Source organism: Cellulophaga sp. RHA_52 (assembly GCF_007827205.1).
Taxonomy (GTDB): domain Bacteria; phylum Bacteroidota; class Bacteroidia; order Flavobacteriales; family Flavobacteriaceae; genus Cellulophaga; species Cellulophaga lytica.
Window position 1 is genome coordinate 2,780,777 of the sequence record NZ_VIRZ01000001.1, and the last position, 21,077, is coordinate 2,801,853.

At 29.7% G+C, this 21,077-nt stretch carries 24 protein-coding genes and 1 pseudogene; 11 read left to right on the forward strand and 14 right to left on the reverse strand.

Annotated elements, in window-relative coordinates; genetic code table 11:
* The first annotated feature begins 117 nt into the window (after positions 1–117).
* Positions 118–489 carry a helix-turn-helix domain-containing protein gene (locus JM80_RS12315; RefSeq protein WP_051456024.1) on the forward strand — a complete coding sequence of 124 codons (372 nt, stop codon included), beginning with the start codon at positions 118–120 and terminating at the stop codon, positions 487–489.
* Between the two features lie 610 nt (positions 490–1,099).
* On the opposite strand, the gene JM80_RS12320 is transcribed toward JM80_RS12315, so the two are convergent.
* Together JM80_RS12320 and JM80_RS12325 are read right to left on the reverse strand one after the other, a co-directional pair.
* Complete coding sequence (locus JM80_RS12320) at positions 1,100–2,017, reverse strand: hypothetical protein (RefSeq protein ID WP_255436778.1); 918 nt, start codon at positions 2,015–2,017, stop codon at positions 1,100–1,102.
* Positions 2,018–2,636: 619 nt separating this feature from the next.
* Entirely contained in the window at positions 2,637–4,082 is a 1,446-nt protein-coding gene (locus JM80_RS12325) for a T9SS type A sorting domain-containing protein (RefSeq protein ID WP_144710339.1), read from the reverse strand.
* 310 nt (positions 4,083–4,392) lie between these two features.
* On the opposite strand from JM80_RS12325, the gene gntA reads away from it, so the two are divergent.
* The 4 genes from gntA to JM80_RS12345 are packed head-to-tail and all read left to right on the forward strand — an operon-like array spanning position 4,393 to position 6,380.
* Positions 4,393–5,067, forward strand: a complete 675-nt coding sequence (gene gntA / locus JM80_RS12330; RefSeq protein WP_144710341.1) for a guanitoxin biosynthesis heme-dependent pre-guanitoxin N-hydroxylase GntA — start codon at positions 4,393–4,395, stop codon at positions 5,065–5,067.
* Complete coding sequence (locus JM80_RS12335; protein ID WP_013622473.1) at positions 5,064–5,639, forward strand: DUF1989 domain-containing protein; 576 nt, start codon at positions 5,064–5,066, stop codon at positions 5,637–5,639. The genes gntA and JM80_RS12335 overlap by 4 nt, the downstream gene beginning before the upstream one ends.
* Before the next feature lie 2 nt (positions 5,640–5,641).
* On the forward strand, positions 5,642–6,175 hold the full coding sequence (locus tag JM80_RS12340) for a hypothetical protein (protein WP_144710343.1): 534 nt from the start codon (positions 5,642–5,644) through the stop codon (positions 6,173–6,175).
* Positions 6,176–6,227: 52 nt separating this feature from the next.
* Positions 6,228–6,380, forward strand: coding sequence for a YqaE/Pmp3 family membrane protein (locus JM80_RS12345; RefSeq protein WP_013622471.1), 153 nt, complete (start codon positions 6,228–6,230; stop codon positions 6,378–6,380).
* A 101-nt stretch (positions 6,381–6,481) separates the two neighbouring features.
* Here the strand turns inward: JM80_RS12345 and JM80_RS12350 are convergent, their stop codons facing one another.
* The 6 genes and pseudogenes from JM80_RS12350 to JM80_RS16595 form a co-directional block, all read right to left on the reverse strand.
* The gene (locus tag JM80_RS12350; RefSeq protein WP_144710345.1) at positions 6,482–6,994 is read right to left on the reverse strand and encodes a hypothetical protein; all 513 of its coding nucleotides are present in this window, start codon (positions 6,992–6,994) and stop codon (positions 6,482–6,484) included.
* A gap of 112 nt (positions 6,995–7,106) precedes the next feature.
* Entirely contained in the window at positions 7,107–7,499 is a 393-nt protein-coding gene (locus JM80_RS12355) for a VOC family protein (RefSeq protein WP_144710347.1), read from the reverse strand.
* Positions 7,500–7,670: 171 nt separating this feature from the next.
* Entirely contained in the window at positions 7,671–8,492 is an 822-nt protein-coding gene (locus JM80_RS12360; protein ID WP_013622466.1) for a sterol desaturase family protein, read from the reverse strand.
* A 190-nt stretch (positions 8,493–8,682) separates the two neighbouring features.
* Positions 8,683–9,720 carry a RelA/SpoT domain-containing protein gene (locus tag JM80_RS12365; protein ID WP_144710349.1) on the reverse strand — a complete coding sequence of 346 codons (1,038 nt, stop codon included), beginning with the start codon at positions 9,718–9,720 and terminating at the stop codon, positions 8,683–8,685.
* Between the two features lie 280 nt (positions 9,721–10,000).
* The gene (gene lexA / locus JM80_RS12370) at positions 10,001–10,435 is read right to left on the reverse strand and encodes a transcriptional repressor LexA (RefSeq protein WP_235183516.1); all 435 of its coding nucleotides are present in this window, start codon (positions 10,433–10,435) and stop codon (positions 10,001–10,003) included.
* Positions 10,430–10,606 (reverse strand): annotated as a pseudogene (locus tag JM80_RS16595) (helix-turn-helix transcriptional regulator); the annotation flags it as partial. The gene lexA and the pseudogene JM80_RS16595, both read right to left, overlap by 6 nt.
* A gap of 135 nt (positions 10,607–10,741) precedes the next feature.
* On the opposite strand from JM80_RS16595, the gene JM80_RS12375 reads away from it, so the two are divergent.
* Complete coding sequence (locus JM80_RS12375) at positions 10,742–12,004, forward strand: putative DNA modification/repair radical SAM protein (protein ID WP_034643945.1); 1,263 nt, start codon at positions 10,742–10,744, stop codon at positions 12,002–12,004.
* Between the two features lie 9 nt (positions 12,005–12,013).
* The gene (locus JM80_RS12380) at positions 12,014–12,781 is read left to right on the forward strand and encodes a TIGR03915 family putative DNA repair protein (protein ID WP_013622461.1); all 768 of its coding nucleotides are present in this window, start codon (positions 12,014–12,016) and stop codon (positions 12,779–12,781) included.
* A gap of 114 nt (positions 12,782–12,895) precedes the next feature.
* Here JM80_RS12380 and JM80_RS12385 read toward each other — a convergent pair whose 3' ends face one another.
* From JM80_RS12385 to JM80_RS12400, 4 genes are all read right to left on the reverse strand, one after another.
* On the reverse strand, positions 12,896–13,495 hold the full coding sequence (locus JM80_RS12385; protein WP_144710353.1) for a DUF6642 family protein: 600 nt from the start codon (positions 13,493–13,495) through the stop codon (positions 12,896–12,898).
* A 57-nt stretch (positions 13,496–13,552) separates the two neighbouring features.
* Complete coding sequence (locus tag JM80_RS12390; protein WP_144710355.1) at positions 13,553–14,074, reverse strand: DUF421 domain-containing protein; 522 nt, start codon at positions 14,072–14,074, stop codon at positions 13,553–13,555.
* Between the two features lie 163 nt (positions 14,075–14,237).
* Positions 14,238–14,708, reverse strand: coding sequence for a nucleoside deaminase (locus JM80_RS12395; protein WP_013622458.1), 471 nt, complete (start codon positions 14,706–14,708; stop codon positions 14,238–14,240).
* 133 nt (positions 14,709–14,841) lie between these two features.
* Positions 14,842–15,033: a cold-shock protein gene (locus JM80_RS12400; RefSeq protein WP_013622457.1), complete on the reverse strand. Its 192-nt coding sequence runs from the start codon at positions 15,031–15,033 to the stop codon at positions 14,842–14,844.
* Between the two features lie 320 nt (positions 15,034–15,353).
* Between JM80_RS12400 and JM80_RS12405 the strand changes: the two genes are divergently transcribed.
* Both JM80_RS12405 and JM80_RS12410 read left to right on the forward strand, forming a co-directional pair.
* Entirely contained in the window at positions 15,354–15,923 is a 570-nt protein-coding gene (locus JM80_RS12405; RefSeq protein ID WP_013622456.1) for a Crp/Fnr family transcriptional regulator, read from the forward strand.
* Between the two features lie 81 nt (positions 15,924–16,004).
* Positions 16,005–16,748 (forward strand): acyl-CoA desaturase, encoded by a 744-nt coding sequence (locus JM80_RS12410; RefSeq protein WP_144710357.1) that lies wholly within the window; start codon positions 16,005–16,007, stop codon positions 16,746–16,748.
* 80 nt (positions 16,749–16,828) lie between these two features.
* Here the strand turns inward: JM80_RS12410 and JM80_RS12415 are convergent, their stop codons facing one another.
* Both JM80_RS12415 and JM80_RS16450 read right to left on the reverse strand, forming a co-directional pair.
* Positions 16,829–17,419, reverse strand: coding sequence for a DUF6515 family protein (locus tag JM80_RS12415; RefSeq protein WP_013622454.1), 591 nt, complete (start codon positions 17,417–17,419; stop codon positions 16,829–16,831).
* Positions 17,420–17,609: 190 nt separating this feature from the next.
* Positions 17,610–18,380, reverse strand: a complete 771-nt coding sequence (locus JM80_RS16450) for a hypothetical protein (RefSeq protein WP_186439768.1) — start codon at positions 18,378–18,380, stop codon at positions 17,610–17,612.
* A 358-nt stretch (positions 18,381–18,738) separates the two neighbouring features.
* On the opposite strand from JM80_RS16450, the gene JM80_RS12425 reads away from it, so the two are divergent.
* Both JM80_RS12425 and JM80_RS12430 read left to right on the forward strand, forming a co-directional pair.
* Positions 18,739–19,419, forward strand: coding sequence for a TetR/AcrR family transcriptional regulator (locus tag JM80_RS12425; RefSeq protein WP_013622452.1), 681 nt, complete (start codon positions 18,739–18,741; stop codon positions 19,417–19,419).
* Positions 19,409–21,076 (forward strand): peptidase domain-containing ABC transporter, encoded by a 1,668-nt coding sequence (locus JM80_RS12430; RefSeq protein ID WP_013622451.1) that lies wholly within the window; start codon positions 19,409–19,411, stop codon positions 21,074–21,076. Before JM80_RS12425 ends, JM80_RS12430 begins: the two co-directional genes overlap by 11 nt.
* Position 21,077: the final 1 nt, after the last annotated feature.

Genomic DNA, 21,077 nt, shown 5'->3' on the forward strand with positions numbered 1-21,077 from the left:
GCAAATAACAATATGTGCTTCATAAAAATTGCTTTTAGCACTAAAAGTAATTTAAATCTATAAAGGTTTAATAAAAGTATAAAAATAGTATAAAAAAGTTTAATATCCCAAAGAATAATGACTATAGGTGAGAGACTTAAGGAATTAAGAACGCTAAGAGGATTAACTTTAGTTGAGCTAGAGGACAAATCAGGTGTATCCTTTGTACAAATTGGTAGATATGAAAATAACAAAGCCAAGCCATCAGCTAAAACGATTTTTAAGCTAGCTAATGCTTTAAATATTGGAATAGAAGAATTAACTAATAAGTTAATCCACACTACAAATAGTGATGATCCAGATTTTATAAAATTGGATGCAAAATATACAAAGCTTAAAAATTTAGAAGTAATAAGTAAAGAGTCTAAAAATGCAATAGAGAAAATTTTTGATCTTGTGATTTTAGAATCGTCAATAAATGAAGCAAAACTAAAAAAATATAAATGGTAATTTTAATTTAGCATTATTCCAAAAAAATGCTTTTTTAGCAGTTTTAAATTGTTAGCTATCTTTTCAGAAAACCTCTTTACCTCCTATAAACATTAATAAATAAAGAGTTATTTACCGTAACTCGAATTGTCAATTTTAAATTAACGGTTACAATTTCATCTATATTTTACATAATTAATATTAATGATAATTGTCTTTATGCTTATATCGAGTAATTATGCAAAGCTAATTATGGCTTCGTTAGAATAATTTAGATGTGTAGCTATAATTAGTCGTTATGTAAAACTAAAATACATTTTCACAAAAAGTTAAAAACTACAATTAGCCTTATAATTATAACTAAATGTATACTGCTTATAATTTACGTATTCTGTATTTAGGTACAGAAATTTTAAAATACGCGATTCTCGTGGATTTGTTTTTTAGTTAAATATGATTTGAAACGGTATTTTGTAAAGTGTTATATCCAAATACAATCATCCACTGGATAATTGCATTTGGATAGCCTAAAATATGCACGCTCACTTCACCTTATTGTTTTACCAAAATTTTATGAGGCCAAAAAAAAGGCAGGTGAAAAACACCTGCCTTTATATAATCTAATTAGTTACTAGCCTACATCAGAATAACCATCATCATATATGATTTCGATTATTTCTTCGTCAGTTAAAACTCTTAATCTACCACTTAAATGGTCTGTCTTATAATCAATTAATAATTTACCAAAATGTATTGTCCAATTAGCTAATGATTCTTTAGATAAAGGATATTTAGACTTAACATCTTTGATAAGTATTTTCCCTTCTTTTCCAGTAGCACTAACGTCTTTTAACATTTCAGTGTCATTACTAACAAACTGTCTTATTGCATATCTATAAAAACAACTTACATTTTTACCAGCAGTATTTTCAAGTCTAACAATATTTTTAGGAACAAAAATTATTGGCTTACCAAAGTATTCTGGAAGTTCAACTTTTTTGCTAACCCATTTCAGAGTATTAATATCAAAAATGTCTTTTTGAACAAAAGTTTTCATTGGTATTTTATGAATTCTACATTGTTCTTGAGTAAACTCAATCAAAACAGATTTAATAATTTTAGTAGTAATATCAGAAATTCTATCAGAACTAATATCTTCAAAATACAATTCTATATCAGCAAAATGACTTAAAACGCCTGTTTTTACTGCTATATTGTTATAAATTGTATTGGCTATTCTTTGCCTTAATTTATTTCCAACGGAGTTTCCGTAATCTTTACTAAATGCATAACCTAACCTTGTTTCATTTGGCTCTCCCAAACCAGATAATAAATAATCTGCTTGCCCAAATGATTTTTGTTTTACATTTTTTACTAATTCACCCCAAAAAACTTCTAAATGCTTTTGCATTTTTGTTGCTAAAGGTGTTCCCAAGCTTTCTATCAACCTTGGATCTACAAACAATAAGTTGTCTGTATTTAATTTGATATCAACAAAGTCTAATTTTTGTTGTTGATATCCTAACTTATAATATTCTGATATATTCATATCTCTATATATTTTAAAATTGTTATGTATTAACACTATTGTTAATACTTATTTAATAAAAGCACTTATTGCTTTTTTATGTTTCTTGATATTTTAAAATTTACTTTCTAGGATATGATATTTTTTAATTTATATTTATTTTAACATTGTTATTAACAATTTATTTTTATATTTGCACACTGATAACGTCGAAAATTATCTTTAAAATAAACTTTTAAAACTTATAAGTCACTAATAAATAAAGGTCCTAAGCCTCTAGAATTAGAAATATTTAATTGTTTTAATCATAACAAACAATAGCTGAATTTAGTACAAAATTCGTGCCAAATGTCTTGTTTAAGGCATTATGGCATTTTTTATGCGTTTTTACTAAATATTTACTGACAAAAGGGTTAGAAAATAATTAAATGACAGTCCAATAGCATTCTGGCATACTAATCCATTCCACACACATTACACTTCCCTCCTACGTCGTTTTATAAAAAGAGTGTTTATTCACTAGATAAATATGTTTGTTGCATAATTATGTATGCTAGTAAAAAACGCCCAATAACAAAAAAAGCAGAATTAAGTTTAACCTCAATTCTGCCTTTATTATTTAATTTATTTAAATTTTCAGCTATTGAATAAGCAGTTGTTTTGTTTCATTTTTGTTGTTACCAGTAATTGTAACAGTATACAAACCTGGTGGTAATGCAGAAATATCTATAACAGTAGTACTATTTTTAGCTTTTATAGTACGTACTACTGTACCCACAGAAGTAATTACTCTAATAAAATCTCCTTTAGTAGCTACCACATTAACTACTGTATTCGCAGGGTTTGGATATACAGTTCCTAAGTCAGTATTAATAATACTGCTATTAGATGTACAGTCAGATACTTTAGTCCATTGGTTTGAAGAACAACCAGAAGCTCCAACTGGTCTACAACTACCATTACTAGCTTTTAGTTCATAAATTGCATTATTAAGCTTTACTCTGTCTCCTTTTGTAAAATTTCCTGATTTTTTCCAAGTTGGAGCTGTTGAACAGTTACCAACAGGATTATTAGTTCCTCCAGAACCATTTTTTTCCCATACTCTTATATAGTCTACGTGCATAGATACTGGCATTTCATCTATATTCTTTTTTGCTCTAGGATTTACTTCTGGGTTCACAGGCTCAAATACATTACCTTGAAACGCTACAAATGGTACTCTTAATCCTAATGATGCTATAACATACATAGGATTATCACTCCAGTATGTATTATTTAATGCTTTGCCTACTCTTTTTCCGTCTACATAAAAGTATAATTTAGTAGGCGTAATTTCACAACCATAGGTATGCCAACCTTTTGTAGGATCAAATTTGCCTGGTAACTCATATTTATTTAATTGAGTAGCTCTTGCTTTTGGTTGTTTTGGTCTAAACCAATCTCTACCAAAACTAGCTTTTTTTACTAAATGAAGATTAGATTCTGCATCTGTAATTAAATCTTGTTGATGCCCAACCGGACCATTAGGATCAAAATCAAATTGTTGTAGTTCTACAACATCAATTTCTGTGTATACAGCCTCACCAATTGGTTTATTATCAAAAAACTTACTGTATAACCAAAAAGACGGACACACACCTCTGTATTTGTCAAGACCTGTTGCTTTTGGAGAGTTAATTTCTGCACCATAAATTCTGGATTCTACATAACCTACAAAGTTTTTAGGCAACTGTTTAATAGTTTGTAAACAGCCACTTTTAAAATATGTAATGCCATCTCTTGCATTATTGGCGTTTTGACGCATAGTAAGCTCAACAGAGCGCTCACCTTTATAATTTACCGGTTTAGCATTGGCATTGTTATCCCACTTCCAAGCTTTTGTGTTTGGTAAATTAGCCGTTTTACTCCATTTGCTCCAATTAATGTTACCTGTATTAAATTCATCTGAAAAATCGTTTAATAATTTAAAATTATCATTCGGATTAGATGTTTGTCCGTTTGGTTTTTGGCTGTACCCTAGCAGGCAAATAAATGCCAGAAGAAAACTTAAAAATACCTTTTTTGGTTTCATAATTTTTAATTTCATAGTAGTCTGTTTTTTGTAATTAACATTGTTGTTTCGAAACAAATCTAGTAAGAAATATATTACAAAATAATAAAATGTGTAAGACTGCTAAAATAGTTTTAGCATTGGGTAATATGGTGCTAATTGCACCATATTAGTATCATATAAATACTAAAACTACTAGCCTTTTTATAAAATACAAGTGAAGAAATAATGCATAAATTCTTATATACTTGATAAGGTTAATAATATGACGGATTGAGATAAAGCTTAAACTACACTCCATTTAATTTAGCATAAAAATGATACAAACGCATTAAAGCATTGAAAAATGGAATTACACACAATGGACAAAATAGAGAATACAATTACTGTTGATGATATGGTAAAAGAATTTATTCTTGACGATCATCCTTGTGTTATGGCACAAAGTGTTGTTGCAAATGATACTATATCTATTCATAATTATAGTAAAATTTCTAAACAATGTGTCCCTACTCTATTAAACGATTTAAATAGTTACTTAAATGAAATTAATGATGAATCTAAAAAGTTTCAAACCTTTATTGCCGTATTTAAAGATGACGAATTTAAAACTGAATTAGCTTTTGAAAACGCACTCTGGAAATTACTGTATCAACTACACTGTAAGGATGATTGTGAATGGGATAAAAGTACAGATTCTGATGTATCCTCGCCAAAATTTAGTATGAGCATCTTAGGCAAGTCGTTCTACATAGTTGGTATGCATCCTAATGCTTCCAGAAAAGCAAGATCATCACCATTTCCTATGATTGTGTTTAACTTACATAATCAGTTTGATAAACTTCGTAAAACCAATCGTTATACTCGCGTAAGAGACTTAATTAGGCGTAGAGATAAGGAATATCAAGGTTCTATAAATCCAATGCTAGAAGATTTTGGAGCTGGTAGCGAAGCAAGACAATATAGCGGAAGAGCAGTAAATAACAAATGGGAATGTCCATACCAATTTCATAAAAAATGATTACTATACCACCAAAATCCGGAGCAGCTTTAGAACTTAAAAAGGGTCAAATACTTAAGGTTATTGATATTGAAGGTAAGCAAGTATCAGACATTTTATTTTTGAATAAAACCGATATAAAAGAGAAAGTATCTTCAGGTAAAACATTAGATTTTGAAGAGTCTATTTTACTAACAAAAGGCAATTACCTCTGGAGTAACAGAAGTAATAAAATGGTAAAAATTATAGAAGATACAAACGGTAGAAACGATTTTTTACTTGCACCGTGTGATAGAAAAACGTTTAAACATTTTTACGGTATTGAAGAATACCACCCAAGTTGTTTTGAAAACCTTTACAAAAATTTAGAGCCCTACGGTATTCAAAAAGATGATATACCTACTGCATTTAATATATTTATGAATGTTGTTTTTAATAAATCTGGGAAAATAAAAGTTGAGCCACCCACATCACAATCTGGTGATTATGTTTGTTTTGAAGCCCAAATGGATTTAATTGTAGCTTTAACAGCTTGCTCTGCAAAAGATAGTAATGGTGGAAGTTTTAAACCCATAGGATATAAGATCATATAAAAATGAGCCACTTTTTTAAAAATCATAAACGCGCCTTTATAGGTGGTGCTGTAACAACAATTTTTATAGCATTTGGTGTCTTTATTTTAGGTAACATATCGGGCTATGAGGCTAAAAAACTGTTAAGTTCATCTATACAAGGTCTTAATATGCTTTGTAATACCATAATATTGGCATCTGCCACAATTTTGGCCTTACTATTAACCTTACTGGGTATAAGTACTGGTACAGAAACAAAACTTAAAAAGAAACACTATACACAGGTATTAAGTATTGCTAAATTTGACACCATACTTTTTATAAGTACATTAATTCTCTTTCAGTTTTTTAATATTCCAATTACAGAAGCAGATAACGTAGCCGTTTGGTGGTACAAATATATTTATTGGGGAACACTATTCTCCTCTTCTATTATTAGTGGAATGATGGTTATTACCATACTAATGTTATATGGTACCGTTACAAATATTATTGCCATTGTTGGGTTAAAGAAAAGTGATCATAGGATGTTGGTAGATGAGAAAGAAGAAGAATAACTAGAATAAAAAAAACTTAGAAAAATAGAATTATTAATTAAAATAACTACATATGTCATTACTAACAATTATACTAAATATAGTACTACCACCATTAGCAGTATTTATGAAACACGGAATAGGAAAAACATTTTTAATTAGTCTTATACTAACTATTATTGGTTGGTTACCAGGAGTTATACACGCATTTATAGTTAATGACTAAATGCGTTAGCAGCTTAATTTTAATAAAAATGCATACTCTAATAAATCGTGTATCTTTATATTAAATTAGTACAGAAATTTTAAATCCATTACTGTTTATCGTTATTTTAAAAATAATTTTTCATTAAATGATTTATATAATATATATCCTATAATAATACTAAAACATTTGGGTATTACAGAAGTCCAACTATACCTAACAAATTCATAATTGTTTCTAGCCTTTTCTGTGAATTGAAATTCTCTGACAATTACTTCTATCACTTCAATTATTCCAAAAACGATTAAATAAATTGCTAAACAATATTTAAAGCTTAGTATTAACTTTAAAGCCCATTTTTCATCATTAGACTCAATGTTATTAGGAATATATATATTTGTAAATAATGATGGTTTAATTATCAGAAATAATCCAAAAATTAATTTCAAGAAGACACCTATAAATGAAAGAATAAAATCTAGTAGTTTAGGTTGTTTTGAATATGTGTAACCATCCATTTTTTTCATTTCCAAGTAGTTGACATATTCAGATATTAAGCTGTCTAAATTTTCAATAAAATTTATTACGAGTAGAATTCCAATAATAGTAATTCCAATTTTAATAATGTTTTTCATAATTTTAATTAATTATACACCACGGTTTTGCTTATTAAACCTTTAGTGTTTACGCTCCTAATTTAGTAAATAAAAATAGTCTTGTATAAGTGTTAGTTAACTCTTCTTCTGCTTAGTTCACTTTAATTCCGTCTGCAATTTGCTTTTCAAACGTTTCATTGTCCTTAAAGGCACATAAATTTCCGTCTGGGTCAAAAAATTTCGCAATTGTTCCCCAAGTGTGTTCTTGGTAGTCTACTTCAATATTTTTTTCAATCAGTTTGTTTGCAAGAATTTTAACGTTTGAAACGTTCATTCGTAAACAAGTCTTAATTCGTTCAGATTCAGTTTGTGTTCCGTTATATTCATCGTCTAGCTCTACCATCAAATAAGAGTTACCAAATTCAAAACACGTTAAATTTTCAGTTTCAAACATTTTGTTTAATTCAAGTATGTTTTCATAAAAGGCTACACATTTTTTATACTCAATAGTGTACAATATTATTCCTGTTCGTTTAAAGTCCATAGTGTATTATTAGGTTGCACACAGCAATTTTGTTTAAGATTAGCTGCGTGGTTTAAGCACCTAATTTAGCAAATAAATCACAGTTAGAAAGTATGATAGTCCTAACGCTTAGGGATTCATATTTAGGCTAAAACTAGCAATTACTTATAGACATTGTTAAATGCTGGTTTTTTATTCAGATTTCTTATCAGTTTTAATTCTTTTAATATTTATAAAAGGACTTTTAATTAAATAGAGGAATGATTGTTTTTCGTCCGTATCAAATTCTGCCAATCCATATTTCATATCTTCTACTGGCATCATCTTAAAAGTCCCAAATAACCTGTCCCAAATTATAAATATATCGGCATAGTTTGAATCTGTGTATATCTGTTCTTGTTGATGGTGAACTCTATGATGGTCTGGCATTACAAATAATAATCCTAAAGACGAATTCAGCCATTTTGGGTAATTTAGATTTGCGTGTTCGAAAAAGAAAAATACATAAAGGATAAAATAATACAGAGCCATAGAAAAGACATCTGTACCAAATAGCGCAGCAGTAATTATATTTCCAACTCCAAAAACAAGAATTAATTCAATAGGATGAAAACGAAAAACCGTTGAAGAATCCATTGTTGTATCACTGTGATGTACTCTATGGAATCTCCATAGTAATGGGATTTTGTGAGTTCCTCTATGAATCCAATACGCTGTTATGTCATATAAGGCAACAGAAACACAAAGTTTAACCCAAACAGGTAATTCAATCAAATATAGAAGTCCTATATTGTTTCCATTTAACCATTCAATTGAAAACACCTGAAATGTTACAAAAAAGATATTTAAAAACACAAGAATAATTTGGAACAGTACATTTTGAAACAGATGGTTAATTCTTTTTTTGAAACTAAATGGCGATTGCATTATTTGCTCCAATGAAAAGAAAAAGGCAATTAATCCAATCACAATATAATTAGGGTCTATTCCCAATAATTTGTTTATTAAATCCATAGTTTAAATATATTAGATTAATTGTCTTGTTATGTTTTTTCAACTTGCACCTAACTTGTTTGTATATAGTTTATTGAGTGGTTTAAGTACTAAAGTTATCAAATAAAAACCGAATAGAAAATCCACGAGTCACTTTCATATGTAGGCTAAAACCAGCCATTAATTATATATGGTGTTGTGCGTTCGTTTTTTACTTAACTAATTTTAATCTTTCACAATTTTCATTTATTCTTTCAAGAGCTGAAATAAATTCAGATGTATCTAAAAAGTAACTTGGATAAGCTTTTTTCAATGATTTTATTGATGATGCTGATACAAGAACTACAGCATTTTCATTTTCCTTAATATCTTTTTCTAATTTCAAATACTCTTCTGAAGCAATTCCATAATCTCTTTTTTTGAAGGTCTGAATATTTACAAATTTTTCCTTGACGTTGATGTTTATTAAATAATAATCTCCATTAAATTTCTCAATTTCTATTTGTCTTGCAGAAATTCGTAATGCCTTCAGAATATCTATAACTTTAAGTTCATTAGTTAAATTAAAGCATTCAACCATTAAGTTCTCCATTGAGCGTTCTTTATGTTCTTCTAAAACAGGTAATTCCTCTTTAATTGCGAAAAGAGAACTAACTATCTTGAAAAAATCAAGCCATTCATCAGGACCTTGGCTCGATTTAAGAGAGGTTTTGGTCAATATGCCAGCTGTTTCTACAGCTGTTGCCCAATTGTGTTGTAATTTTGTTCTGATTTGTAATTCTAAAAGAAGATTTTCGTATTTGTCTAATTTTGAATTGTATGTGTAAATAAAATGTATGCTTCTATATCCTGATTTTTTTGGTCTATCAACATAATCTACAGTTTTATTTAGTTTATGATTTGTTGTATTTCTTTCTAAAATACCTTTTAACTTAAATAAATCTTTTGTGTCTTTAACAACAGCTCTGTAACCTCCAATATCTTGCATTCCTCCAAGTCCCATTGATTCGTTCAAATCGAGTTTATATTCAATCGATGTTAAACGTTTTAGTCTTTGAGAAATTAATATTGGTTTAATTTTATGTTTTATTAATACTCGAATTAAACCATTTTTCATAACGTTCAGTGGATGTAAATGATTTGCTCTCCAGTCATTTATTAATTCTAGAGCAATATTTCTTTCCTCAATGGATTTTGAGGTTATAATCTTTTTTCCTGCTTTAGTTATTTTCTTTCTACTATATTTCATTTTTTAAATGGCGCACAACTACATATAAACGCAAATACTAACGTTTATTCAGCCAATAAAGGTGTATAAACGCACATAGTGGATTTTGGTTACTTTTGGTTGTTTAATTCCCCTACAATGTAAAACTATTTTTTTAAGTGTAATTACAGATATGTATACTTGGGTACTATTTATTTATAAATGGTATAAAATTAGTTGTGTGTAACATCTTTTATCCTAAATACAAAATGCCACTTCCCACCTACTTTTAAAAAAAACACTAGAAAACTTATGTATTTAACTACACCTTAATAACATCTGCTACAATACCTTGTACTTTAAAATCTGTAGTTAAAATAATTGGTTGGTGTTTTGGGTTTGTAGAGTGCGGTTTTAAAACAAGGTTGCTACCGTTGTTTATAAACTCTTTAACCGTAGCTTCATCATCTAACAAGGCAAGTACTAAATCTCCGGTTTCTGCAGTATGCTGGCGTTTTATTAGTAGTAAATCGCCACTGTTTATTCCTTTTTTGTTCATAGAGTCTCCTGTGGCTCTTAGCAAAAAATAATCTGAAGGTTTTTTTACTAGCTTGGTAGAAACTTCAATTTTAGCTTCAATATGTTCTTCTGCAAAAATTGGCAATCCGCAAGCTACAGAGCCTACTAAAGGTATACTAACGGTGTCTGTTTTAACTGTATTATTGGTGTTAAAAACTGCTTGGTTGCCATCTAACAAATCTCTGGCTTCTACTTGTAAAATATGGGCAATTTCATACAACAATTCTAAACTGGGTTGCCTCCTATTCTGTACATAAGAATTTACCATATTGTAACTTTTACCTAGCTTTTCTGCTAACCAAGTTTGCTTTATACCCTTGTCTTCTAATACGTACTTAATACGGTTCATAACTGCATTATTTTCAGTGTCAAATATAGTAAATTACATACTTATATATCATAATATGAGATATAAATTAATTGCAAAATGTGTTTTTTATTTGTTTACATTGTATCTTTACAGTCTAAACTCAAATTTTTAGGTATGTCTTTTCAACGTGTACAAGAAAAATTAAACATCCTTGCAGATGCTGCAAAGTATGATGTATCATGCTCCTCTAGCGGTAGCAACAGAACAAACACTAATAAGGGATTAGGTAATGCATCTGCTTCTGGTATTTGCCATACGTATACAGAAGACGGCCGTTGTGTATCGCTCTTAAAAATACTACTTACCAACTATTGTATATTTGATTGTGCCTACTGTGTTACGCGTAAAAGTAATGACATTAAACGTGCTGCTTTTAAAGTACAAGAGGTGGTAGATTTAACTATAAATTTTTACAGACGTAATTATATTGAAGGACTTTTTTTAAGCTCTGGTATTTTTAAAAGTGCCGACTATACTATGGAGCGTTTGGTTGCTGTGGCTAAAAAATTGCGTTTAGAAGAAAATTTTAATGGATACATACATTTAAAATCTATTCCGGGTGCTAGTGATGAGCTAATGCGTGAGGCTGGTTTGTATGCAGACAGACTTAGTGTAAATATTGAAATTCCGACTAAAAAAGGGTTAAAACTTTTGGCTCCAGATAAAAATAGAGAAGATTTTATTAAACCTATGATTAAGGTAAAAAATGAAATTATACAGTACAAAAACGAGAAAAAACTTATTAAAAGTACTCCAAAATATGCTCCTGGTGGGCAAAGTACACAAATGATTGTTGGTGCCAGTGGTGAAAATGATATGCAAATTATGTACACCTCTAATTATTTTTACAAAAATTTTAATTTAAAACGTGTGTACTACTCTGGTTATGTGCCTATTAGTTATGATACACGCTTACCGCAAATTGGCACTCCTGTACCTATGTTACGCGAAAACAGACTGTACCAAACAGACTGGTTGTTACGTTTTTATGGTTTTAATATTGAAGAAATTTTAAACGAGCAACACCAACATTTAGATTTAGATATTGACCCTAAACTGGGTTGGGCATTGCGTAATATGCACGAGTTTCCTGTAGATGTAAACAAGGCAGATAAGCATATGTTGGCAAGAATTCCTGGTTTAGGAATGAAATCTGTATACAAAATACTAAAAGCTAGGCGGTACAGGCAACTTAATTGGGAGCATTTAAAAGCTATTGGGGTGTCTTTAAACCGTGCGCAATACTTTTTGGTGTGTGCATCTAACAAATTTGAAAGCAGAGATTTAACAGCCGAGAAAATTAAAGGTCTTATTTTACAAAATTCTAAAAGTAAGTATACAGATATGCTTAGCAACCAATTAAACCTTTTTGGATAGATTTTTAAAATGGAAACTACGCTAATTTACGACGCTACTTTTGATGGATTTTTAACTGCCGTTTTTACTGCTTTTGAGCTAAAATTAAAGACCGTTAAAATTGTTACAGAACAGCGTTTTCAGCAGCCTTTATTTGGAAGTTTTGATACGGTGTATACAGACCAAGAAAAAAGTAACCGTGTTTGGGCTGGCTTAAAAAAGAAGATGTCTACAGATGAATTACGCAGGTTTTACTATGCCTTTTTAAGTGAAAAACCTACTGTAGAAGATACTTTATTTAATGCAATAGTGTATGTTTTTGCTGCTAAAAAAAATGTAGGGTCTGACTTTACAAACGCTCATATTTTAGAGATAGCCAAACTTACTAAAAACGTAGGGCGAGAAAAGCACAGAATGGAGGCTTTTGTACGGTTTAAACTAACTAAAGACGGTATTTACTTTGCTAATATAGAACCAGATTTTAATGTACTGCCACTTATAAAAAGACATTTTGAAAAGCGGTATGCAGACCAAAAATGGCTTATTTACGATTTAAAACGGAAGTATGGCTTGTATTATAACCTAGATAAAGTAGATATTATTACGCTAGAATTAGGTGCAGACTTTGACCCTACCAAAACATCTTCAGAAATTTTTGCTGCTGTAGAGTTAGAGTTTCAGCAATTATGGAACGATTACTTTAAGAGCACAAACATTGCTTCTAGAAAAAATATGAAACTACATATACAACATGTTCCTAAACGCTATTGGAAATATTTAAGTGAAAAACACATTTAATACACATTAGTAGTGGTTATTGTATTATTAAAAGTATTACTAATTATCTCTATATAAAATAGAAAAATAATAATTGCTTTAGTAAATAAACAGTATAATATGCTGTAATTGTATTTAGTAATACAATCTAAAATCTAATAGTTTACACATTTTATAATGTCTTTGGTGTAGTTCTTCTACAACATCAAACATATTATCATCTTCTTTAAATAAATTAAAAAATGCTTTATCTAAATCTGCACTAGATATACCGTTGTAAGCATTACCGTAACCAGATACACCTTTAGCACCTGTAATATCTATAAAATACTGTGCTTCTTCTTCGTCTAAATCTAAAATTTTGGCATTAGAAAAATGTAGAATCTTATTTTGCAATCTTCCTTCAAAAATTTCTGCAATTTCTTGTAAACTATAGTAATAATCATTTAAACAAATACTATTAGCCTCGCCAGTAATAACAAGGTAAATTACCTCGTAATTTTTAAAGTTATGATCATCTAAAAGCAATGTATTTAAACTAGCTTCTAAACCTTCTATAGTATCGCATGTTTTGTAAATACTGGCTACACCATATTGCTTGGTTAATTCTGCTAACTTTTTTTGTGCAGTGGTAACCGTATCAATTTCTATATCTTCTACAGCCTCTAAGCAGTAAATAAAATAGTCTGTATCTGTTAATTGCTCTGAGGGCAATTGTTGCCTTTTTTCTAACAAATTATAGTTTTTATAATACCTAATTAGTACAAAAGTAATGCATATCTTTTAGTCTGTTTACTTTTTAACACCCGTTAAAATATCTTTAGACAGCTCAACATCTTTACTTTTATGTAGTACAGATATATCTCCGGTGCTTTCTAATATTACGGCTAAAACTTCGCTTTTATCTTTTACATTAGCTTCTCTAAGCTTAGCATACACATCTTTAGCATCTACATTTGTTTTTCTTAAATTGTTAAGTATAAATTCCCCTTTATCCATTAATAACATTGGTTTATTGGTAAACAAATTATTAAACCATTCAAAATTGCGTTTGCAATATGAAAAAACAGATTGAAATAATATAATACCACCTAAAGCTATTGCACCTTTAGTAATAGATTGGCTAGAATTTAAAACTATAGACGCTAATATAGAGCCTATTGCAATGGTAGATGCAAAGTCAAAACTAGACATTTTGGCAAAAGTACGTAAGCCAGATATTCTAGTAATTACAATAACTATTGTAAAAATTGCTAAAATACTTAGTATAACTTTTCCTATAATTTCACCTGAGGCAAACAACCAATTTTCCATATCTATTTTTTTAAAGTCAAAATTATAGGTATTGGTATTTTGGTATTATCGTAATTAAAATTTTTGTTAACGCTATACATTTATTCTCCAATCAATAAAAAAGCACTACTTAAACCAGTATTTAACTCGTTTAAGTAGTGCTTTAAAACCAAGTAACTTATAATTAGTACTCTGTTTTATCTTCTTTTTTAGTCCATTCTTGAAAAGGCTTTATTGCAATTTCAGGAGACAATTGCTCAAAAGGTATACTTCTTTCATTGTAAGGTAGCGGAATTTCTTTATAAATAAACTCGTCATCAAAACCAATATTAGCAGCGTCTGCTTGGCTACTACCATAGTATACTTTTTCTGGTCTTGCCCAGTAAATAGCTCCTAAACACATAGGGCAAGGCTCACAAGAGGTGTAAATTATACAACCATCTAACTGAAAAGAGTTTAGGTTTTTACACGCATCTCTAATTGCTGTAACCTCTGCATGTGCAGTTGGGTCGTTAGTAGATGTTACTTTATTATTTCCTTTGCCTATAATTTTACCGTCTTTTACTATAACGCAACCAAATGGCCCGCCTTCATTGTTTTGCATTCCTTTTAAAGCTGCATTTACAGCTTCTTGCATAAACTTGTCATCACTCATTCTATTTCTATTTTTTAGCAAAATACAAATCATTTTAAAATAAGCTCACATTTATTGCAATTACTCGTTTTTGGGCATAAAAAAAAGTCCATCAAACTAATGATGGACTTTTGTAAAAACTTGAAATATATATTTAGATAACTTTTACGTTTACTGCATTTAATCCTTTGTTTCCTTCTTGTAAGTCATATTCAACTACATCACCTTCACGGATTTCATCAACTAATCCTGAAATGTGTACAAAATGATCTTTCTCTACTCCTTCTTCAGTTATAAATCCGAATCCTTTTGTGTCGTTGAAAAACTTTACTGTTCCTTTACTCATAATAATATTGTATTAATAATTTGATAATTTGATATCAATAGTGCAAAGATAGTGCCAATAAAAATAGAAAGGCTCTTTTTTGTAACTTATTATTAATAAATAATTTATAAAAAATATTTAAAGTACTAATTAAAATGATTTTTAGCTGAATTGTATTTGCAAATAATACAATTAAAATTAAGGTAAGTTTTAGTGTAAAAACATATAGTCTACACGTTTATGCAAGACGAATATGAATACGTTATATATTAATTAATTTGATGCTTAAAAAAACAGTAATACGTATCTTTACCAACTTAAAACACTAGTAATATTAAGGTTTGGAGCAGATAAAGGCATATTTAGATCAGATTGCAACAATTTCTAATGAAGATTGGGCGTTTTTTACCTCTAAATTACAACGTAGAGAAATTCCTAAAAAGGATATATTTTTAAAAGTAAACGAGATAGAAAATCATATTTCTTTTATAGAAACTGGTGTTGTGCGTTTGTTTATACCAAAAGACAACCCAGAAAAAGAAATTACGTTTGGGTTTAGTTTTAACAACCAATTTATTAGTGCATATGATTCCTTTTTAACTCAGCAGCCCTCTGCATACCAATTACAAGCGTTAACAAAAACAACACTTTTAAGCATAACTTATAACGATTTGCAAGAGGTTTACGCTAAAACACAAATTGGTAATTTTATAGGTAGGCTAACTGCAGAGCGTTTATTTTTAATAAAATCTAAACGAGAGCAAAACTTACTTAACCTAACCGCAGAAGAACGTTACTTAAAATTGTTTAAAGAAAGACCTGAACTTTTAAAGGTAATTCCGCTTAAGTACATAAGTTCTTACATTGGTATTACAGCACAGGCTCTAAGCCGTATAAGAAAGCGCCTATAAGCCTACATATAGTGGCTTTTTATTGACTTAGGTTCATTGTTTTGCGAAAAACTCCCGTTTACCTTTGCAAAAAAAAGTTATATGGCTATAGTCATTTTTGTTTTGGTATTATGGTATGGAGGTCTGTTTTTTCAGTCGTTCTTTTTACACCGTTATGCCGCACACCAAGTATTTACAATGTCTAAAACTACAGAGCGTATTACCTTTGTACTTACGTGGATTTTTCAAGGGTCTAGTTACTTAAGCGCCTATGGTTATGGTGTAATGCACCGTATGCACCACGCGTATACAGACACAGAAAAAGACCCACACTCCCCTGCTTATGACGACAATTTGTTTTCTATGATGTGGCGCACAAAAACTGTTTACCAAGACATTAATAAAGAGCGTATTGCAGTAGACAAACGGTTTACTAAAAACGTACCACAATGGAAATCTTTTGATGCATTTGCAAGCTCTAGATTCTCTAGATTACTTTGGATTACATTATACATTTTATTTTTTGTTTACTTTACTACAGCCGCTTGGCAATGGGCTTTGTTGCTAATTACATTTTTAATGGCACCAATACATGGTGTTATTATAAACTGGTTTGGACATATTTATGGCTATGTAAATTTTAAAATGAAAAACACGAGTAAAAACCTTTTTAGATTCGATTTTTTAATGATGGGAGAAGGTTACCATAACAACCACCACAAGTATGCAAGTAGAGCTAATTTTGGTGTAAAATGGTACGAGGTAGATGTTACTTACGTTATTATTAAAATACTTAATGCCTTTGGTGTTATAAGGCTTAAACCTGTTGCCGTTGCGCAAAAATAAAACATAAAAAGAGGATAACTAGATGCTAGTTACCCTCTTTTTATAGCAATAAACTGCTGTAAATGCAGTAGTTACTTGCGTTAATCCATATCTATAATACCAACTACTTCATAAGCTCTAGTACCATTTACCTGTACTTTTTCATATAGTACATTGGCATACTCGTAATAGGTTTGTCCGTCTAAATTAACTTTCTCATAATCACTTGGCAGCTCATATACAACAGTACCTACCTCAGGTTCTACAACCTCATATTCATTATTTACCTGAACATAAAAAATACCTTGTGCAGTGTAATAATTATGGTTTTTAAAACGTACTCTTTTATAGTTTGGTGGTAATACATGTATTCTAAACCCTACTTTTGGAGCAATTACAATATACCTACCTCTAGACTGTGTATAAAACTTATTATTAGCATAGTAATAATTAGTACCTCTGTGTTTTATAACGGTTCTGTTAGGAATTGTTCTTACAGATACAACTTTCTTTTTAGGTGTTTTATAAGTAACTTTTGTACTTGGTACTCTTTTGCTTACTGTTGTTCTTGTGGTTGTAGTTTTTACTACCGTTTTCTCATTTGCTGTACGTTTTCTTTGTGCAGTAGCCTGAGCTGTTATTGCAACTAAAAGTGTTACAGGTATGATGTATTTTTTTATTAATGTTTTCATAACTAATACATTTTAAGATTAATACTTTCTATACATATAAGACACTGGTTTTTGTTAAAAGTTTAAACAAGCATCTAAAAAAACTTAGCTTTTATAGTTAATTACTTCTTAAATTAAAAAACCGATTACCACAACGTAACCGGCTTAAAGAAAACAAACTAAAAAATTATTTATGGTTAGTGTTTCTTCTTTATTTTTTCTTTTTTGGATATAGTTTAAACCAAAAATCTATTTTCTCTACTTGTGAATCTGTGTTTGCTTGTGGTGGTCTTTCTCCGCCACTTCCTCTTCCTGCACCACCAGATTTGCCACCACCAGAACGTCCGCCTTGGCCACCACCACCTTGCCTGCCACCCATACTAATATTAGGCTTTTGTTGACTGTTTTTTTGTTCTTGTTTGGTAGATACAATTCCAATAGACAGCTTAGAGAGATTGCCAGTTTCTGTGGATATTTTAGATGCTGGTATTTTTAAATGATATTCTAAAACAGGACCTTCTTCTTCATTTTCAGAATAGCTGTAATTCATTACAATACCCAAATTATTCATATCTAAATTAAAATCTTCAGAAGAATCAAAATAGGAGTAATTTGCTTTTTTAGGCAATTTTTCTATCATTTTTGCAATTTCTGGTCCTTTTTGCTCGCTATTCTCTCTATTTTCTCTACGCTCACCTCTTTCTGGTCTAGCTCCTTTTTCTGGACGTTCTGCTTTTAACGGATACTGTATACTTACATTTTTCTTTTTCTTTCCTTTTATATCAAAATAAATGGTGTAACCACGGTGTAACATAGATTGCATAGTCTCTTTAAACTCCGTGCGCAATGTTAAATAAACATTTTGCCCATCAAAAATGGCTTTATATTCTACATTATCTTCACTACCTGTAAACGTTTCTTTATTCTGAGCTATAAGTGCGGTGCAGATTAAAAAAAGTACTGTTGTTAATTTTAGTTTCATAGTCCTGTTCTATATTAATTTCTATTTTCATTTCAAATCTATGTATAGTAACTATGTAAAAAAGTAACTTTCTGTAAACACCCTTAGGTTTTCTGTGAAACCTTAACTTTTAGGTGTTTTAAGTATATGTAAGGTGTTGTATTGCTAGTATAATTTGTATTAAAAACTGATACAAACCTTTAATTTTTTGTTTTAAAATAAACATTAATAACATTTAACACATATTTAATTAACTCGCCAAAGACCTTATTTTATTAGTGTTTTAGTTAATTTTAACCTATTAAATATTAATACGTTAATAGAACGTGTTTCTTTTTTAATAGTATTACTATTATATTTGCATATAATAGTTTTAGTTATGAAAAAATTACTATCAAATATTAAAATAGAAATACCTGAAGGAATCTATTTAAAAGACCCGGAATCATCTACACTAGGGAAAAAAATTATTGAACACAGTATTACGCTTTTAGAAGAAATTGGTTTTGAAGATTTTACATTTAAAAAACTAGGTAAAAATATTGGTTCTAATGAAAGTTCTATATATAGATATTTTGAGAGTAAACATAAACTATTGATGTATTTAACTGCTTGGTACTGGGGTTGGATAGAGTACCAATTAGTTATAGAAACGTACAGCATTAGCAATACTAAAGAAAAATTAAAAAAAGCAATAGAGGTGGTTACCAAAACTACTGAGCAAGATAATAAGTATAGTCATATTAACGAAGAGTTGTTATATACCATTATTATTAATGAAAACTCTAAAGCATATTACACCAAAGGTGTAGACCAAGATAATAAAGAAGGTTTTTTTATGCCTTATAAACGTACTGTACAACGTATAGCAGAAATAATAGCAGCTTATAATCCTAATTACAACTACGCTTTAAGTTTTGCTAGTAGTTTGGTAGAAGGTGCGTTACACCAGCATTTTTTAAAGCTACATTTTAAGTCTATTACCAACTGTAATAGCAAAATTACACCAACAGATTTTTATACAGACTTAACTTTTAAAACACTAACAAATGCCAAATAAAACTTTAACACCTTGGAAACGATTTTTAGGGCTATTGCAGTTAGAGCGTAAAGATATATTACAAATTGGTTATTATGCTGTTTTTGAAGGTATAGTAGCCCTTAGTTTACCTATTGGTATACAAACCATTATAAATTTACTACAAGGCGCCCAAGTATCTGCTTCTTGGGTAGTTTTAATTGTTTTAGTTACTATAGGAGTTGCCTTTTCTGGTGTTTTAAAACTAATGCAAATAAGAATTATAGAAACCATACAACAACGAATTTTTACACGTGCCTCGTTTGAGTTAAGCTATCGTTTTCCTAAAATAAAAATGGTAGAATTAAGAAATTTGCATTTTCCTGAATTGGCAAATAGGTTTTTTGATACCCTAACAATACAAAAAGGATTATCTAAAATTTTAATAGATGTTCCCTCTGCCCTTTTACAAATAATTTTTGCTTTAATTTTACTTTCCTTTTATCATCCGTTCTTTATTCTATTTGGAATATTGTTGGTTCTTTTAGCGTATGTTGTTTTTAAATACACTTCTCAAAAAGGATTAGACACTAGTTTAAATGAATCTAAAAATAAGTACAGAGTTGCCCACTGGTTACAAGAAATTTCTAGATCTGTAATTAGTTTTAAACTATCCGGAAAAACATCATTAGCTCTAGAAAAAACAGATTACCTAGTAGATAACTATTTAAAATCTAGAGAAAGTCACTTTTCTATTTTAAAGGTGCAATTTTTACAAATGATAGGGTTTAAAGTTATAGTTACAGCTGGCTTACTATCTATTGGAGGTTTTTTAGTACTAGACCAACGTATGAATATTGGTCAGTTTGTTGCTGCTGAAATTATAATTTTACTTGTTATTAATTCTGTTGAAAAATTGATATTAGGCTTAGAGTCTTTTTACGATGTTTTAACTTCTATTGAAAAACTTGGTCAAATTGTAGACAAACCTTTGGAACCACAAACAGGTGAAATTATTAATGAAAAGGATGATTTTACCTTAGAATTAAATAACATATCATATACCGTAGGGGAAAGAAATAAAACAATTTTAAAAGACATATCTTTTACTGTTAATCCTAAAGATAGAGTTTTAGTTACTGGTGAAAGTGGATCTGGAAAGTCTACTTTATTACAATTAATGGCTGGTCTTGTGTTACCTACAAGTGGCTATTTGCACGTGAACGACTTGGCTATTAGTGGTTTACTTATAAACAACTACAGAGCAAACTTAGGAATGTCTTTATTTGAAGAAACTACTTTTGAAGGTAGTATTAGGGAAAATGTAACCTTTGGAAACGAAGAAATTAGTGATGAAGCTATATACACAACCTTTCAGCACTTAGGACTAATAGATTTTTTAAAGCAACAAACTCTAGGTTTAAATACAATATTAATTCCAGAAGGCAAACAAATTGCCTATACAACAACTAAAAAATTGGTTTTAGCTAGAGCTATAGTTAAACAACCCAAGGTACTAATTTTAGAAAATCCATTAGATTTATTTGAAGAACAAGAAGCAAACCAAATTATAGATTATTTATCGCTAAAAACGCACCCTTGGAGTTTAATAATTGTTAGTAATAATAAAAGTTGGGAAAAGAAATGTAATAAGAAAATAACATTAAAAAATGGTGTTATAATCTCTTCTAAATCATAAG

Bases quoted from the DNA above. Each gene is read 5' to 3' on its own strand.
- JM80_RS12315 (WP_051456024.1), top strand. From the start codon at position 118: ATGACTATAGGTGAGAGACTTAAGGAATTAAGAACGCTAAGAGGATTA.
- JM80_RS12320 (WP_255436778.1), bottom strand. From the start codon at position 2,017: ATGAATATATCAGAATATTATAAGTTAGGATATCAACAACAAAAATTA.
- JM80_RS12325 (WP_144710339.1), bottom strand. From the start codon at position 4,082: ATGAAATTAAAAATTATGAAACCAAAAAAGGTATTTTTAAGTTTTCTT.
- gntA (WP_144710341.1), top strand. From the start codon at position 4,393: ATGGAATTACACACAATGGACAAAATAGAGAATACAATTACTGTTGAT.
- JM80_RS12335 (WP_013622473.1), top strand. From the start codon at position 5,064: ATGATTACTATACCACCAAAATCCGGAGCAGCTTTAGAACTTAAAAAG.
- JM80_RS12340 (WP_144710343.1), top strand. From the start codon at position 5,642: ATGAGCCACTTTTTTAAAAATCATAAACGCGCCTTTATAGGTGGTGCT.
- JM80_RS12345 (WP_013622471.1), top strand. From the start codon at position 6,228: ATGTCATTACTAACAATTATACTAAATATAGTACTACCACCATTAGCA.
- JM80_RS12350 (WP_144710345.1), bottom strand. From the start codon at position 6,994: ATGAAAAACATTATTAAAATTGGAATTACTATTATTGGAATTCTACTC.
- JM80_RS12355 (WP_144710347.1), bottom strand. From the start codon at position 7,499: ATGGACTTTAAACGAACAGGAATAATATTGTACACTATTGAGTATAAA.
- JM80_RS12360 (WP_013622466.1), bottom strand. From the start codon at position 8,492: ATGGATTTAATAAACAAATTATTGGGAATAGACCCTAATTATATTGTG.
- JM80_RS12365 (WP_144710349.1), bottom strand. From the start codon at position 9,720: ATGAAATATAGTAGAAAGAAAATAACTAAAGCAGGAAAAAAGATTATA.
- JM80_RS12375 (WP_034643945.1), top strand. From the start codon at position 10,742: ATGTCTTTTCAACGTGTACAAGAAAAATTAAACATCCTTGCAGATGCT.
- JM80_RS12380 (WP_013622461.1), top strand. From the start codon at position 12,014: ATGGAAACTACGCTAATTTACGACGCTACTTTTGATGGATTTTTAACT.
- JM80_RS12390 (WP_144710355.1), bottom strand. From the start codon at position 14,074: ATGGAAAATTGGTTGTTTGCCTCAGGTGAAATTATAGGAAAAGTTATA.
- JM80_RS12395 (WP_013622458.1), bottom strand. From the start codon at position 14,708: ATGAGTGATGACAAGTTTATGCAAGAAGCTGTAAATGCAGCTTTAAAA.
- JM80_RS12400 (WP_013622457.1), bottom strand. From the start codon at position 15,033: ATGAGTAAAGGAACAGTAAAGTTTTTCAACGACACAAAAGGATTCGGA.
- JM80_RS12410 (WP_144710357.1), top strand. From the start codon at position 16,005: ATGGCTATAGTCATTTTTGTTTTGGTATTATGGTATGGAGGTCTGTTT.
- JM80_RS12415 (WP_013622454.1), bottom strand. From the start codon at position 17,419: ATGAAAACATTAATAAAAAAATACATCATACCTGTAACACTTTTAGTT.
- JM80_RS16450 (WP_186439768.1), bottom strand. From the start codon at position 18,380: ATGAAACTAAAATTAACAACAGTACTTTTTTTAATCTGCACCGCACTT.
- JM80_RS12425 (WP_013622452.1), top strand. From the start codon at position 18,739: ATGAAAAAATTACTATCAAATATTAAAATAGAAATACCTGAAGGAATC.
- JM80_RS12430 (WP_013622451.1), top strand. From the start codon at position 19,409: ATGCCAAATAAAACTTTAACACCTTGGAAACGATTTTTAGGGCTATTG.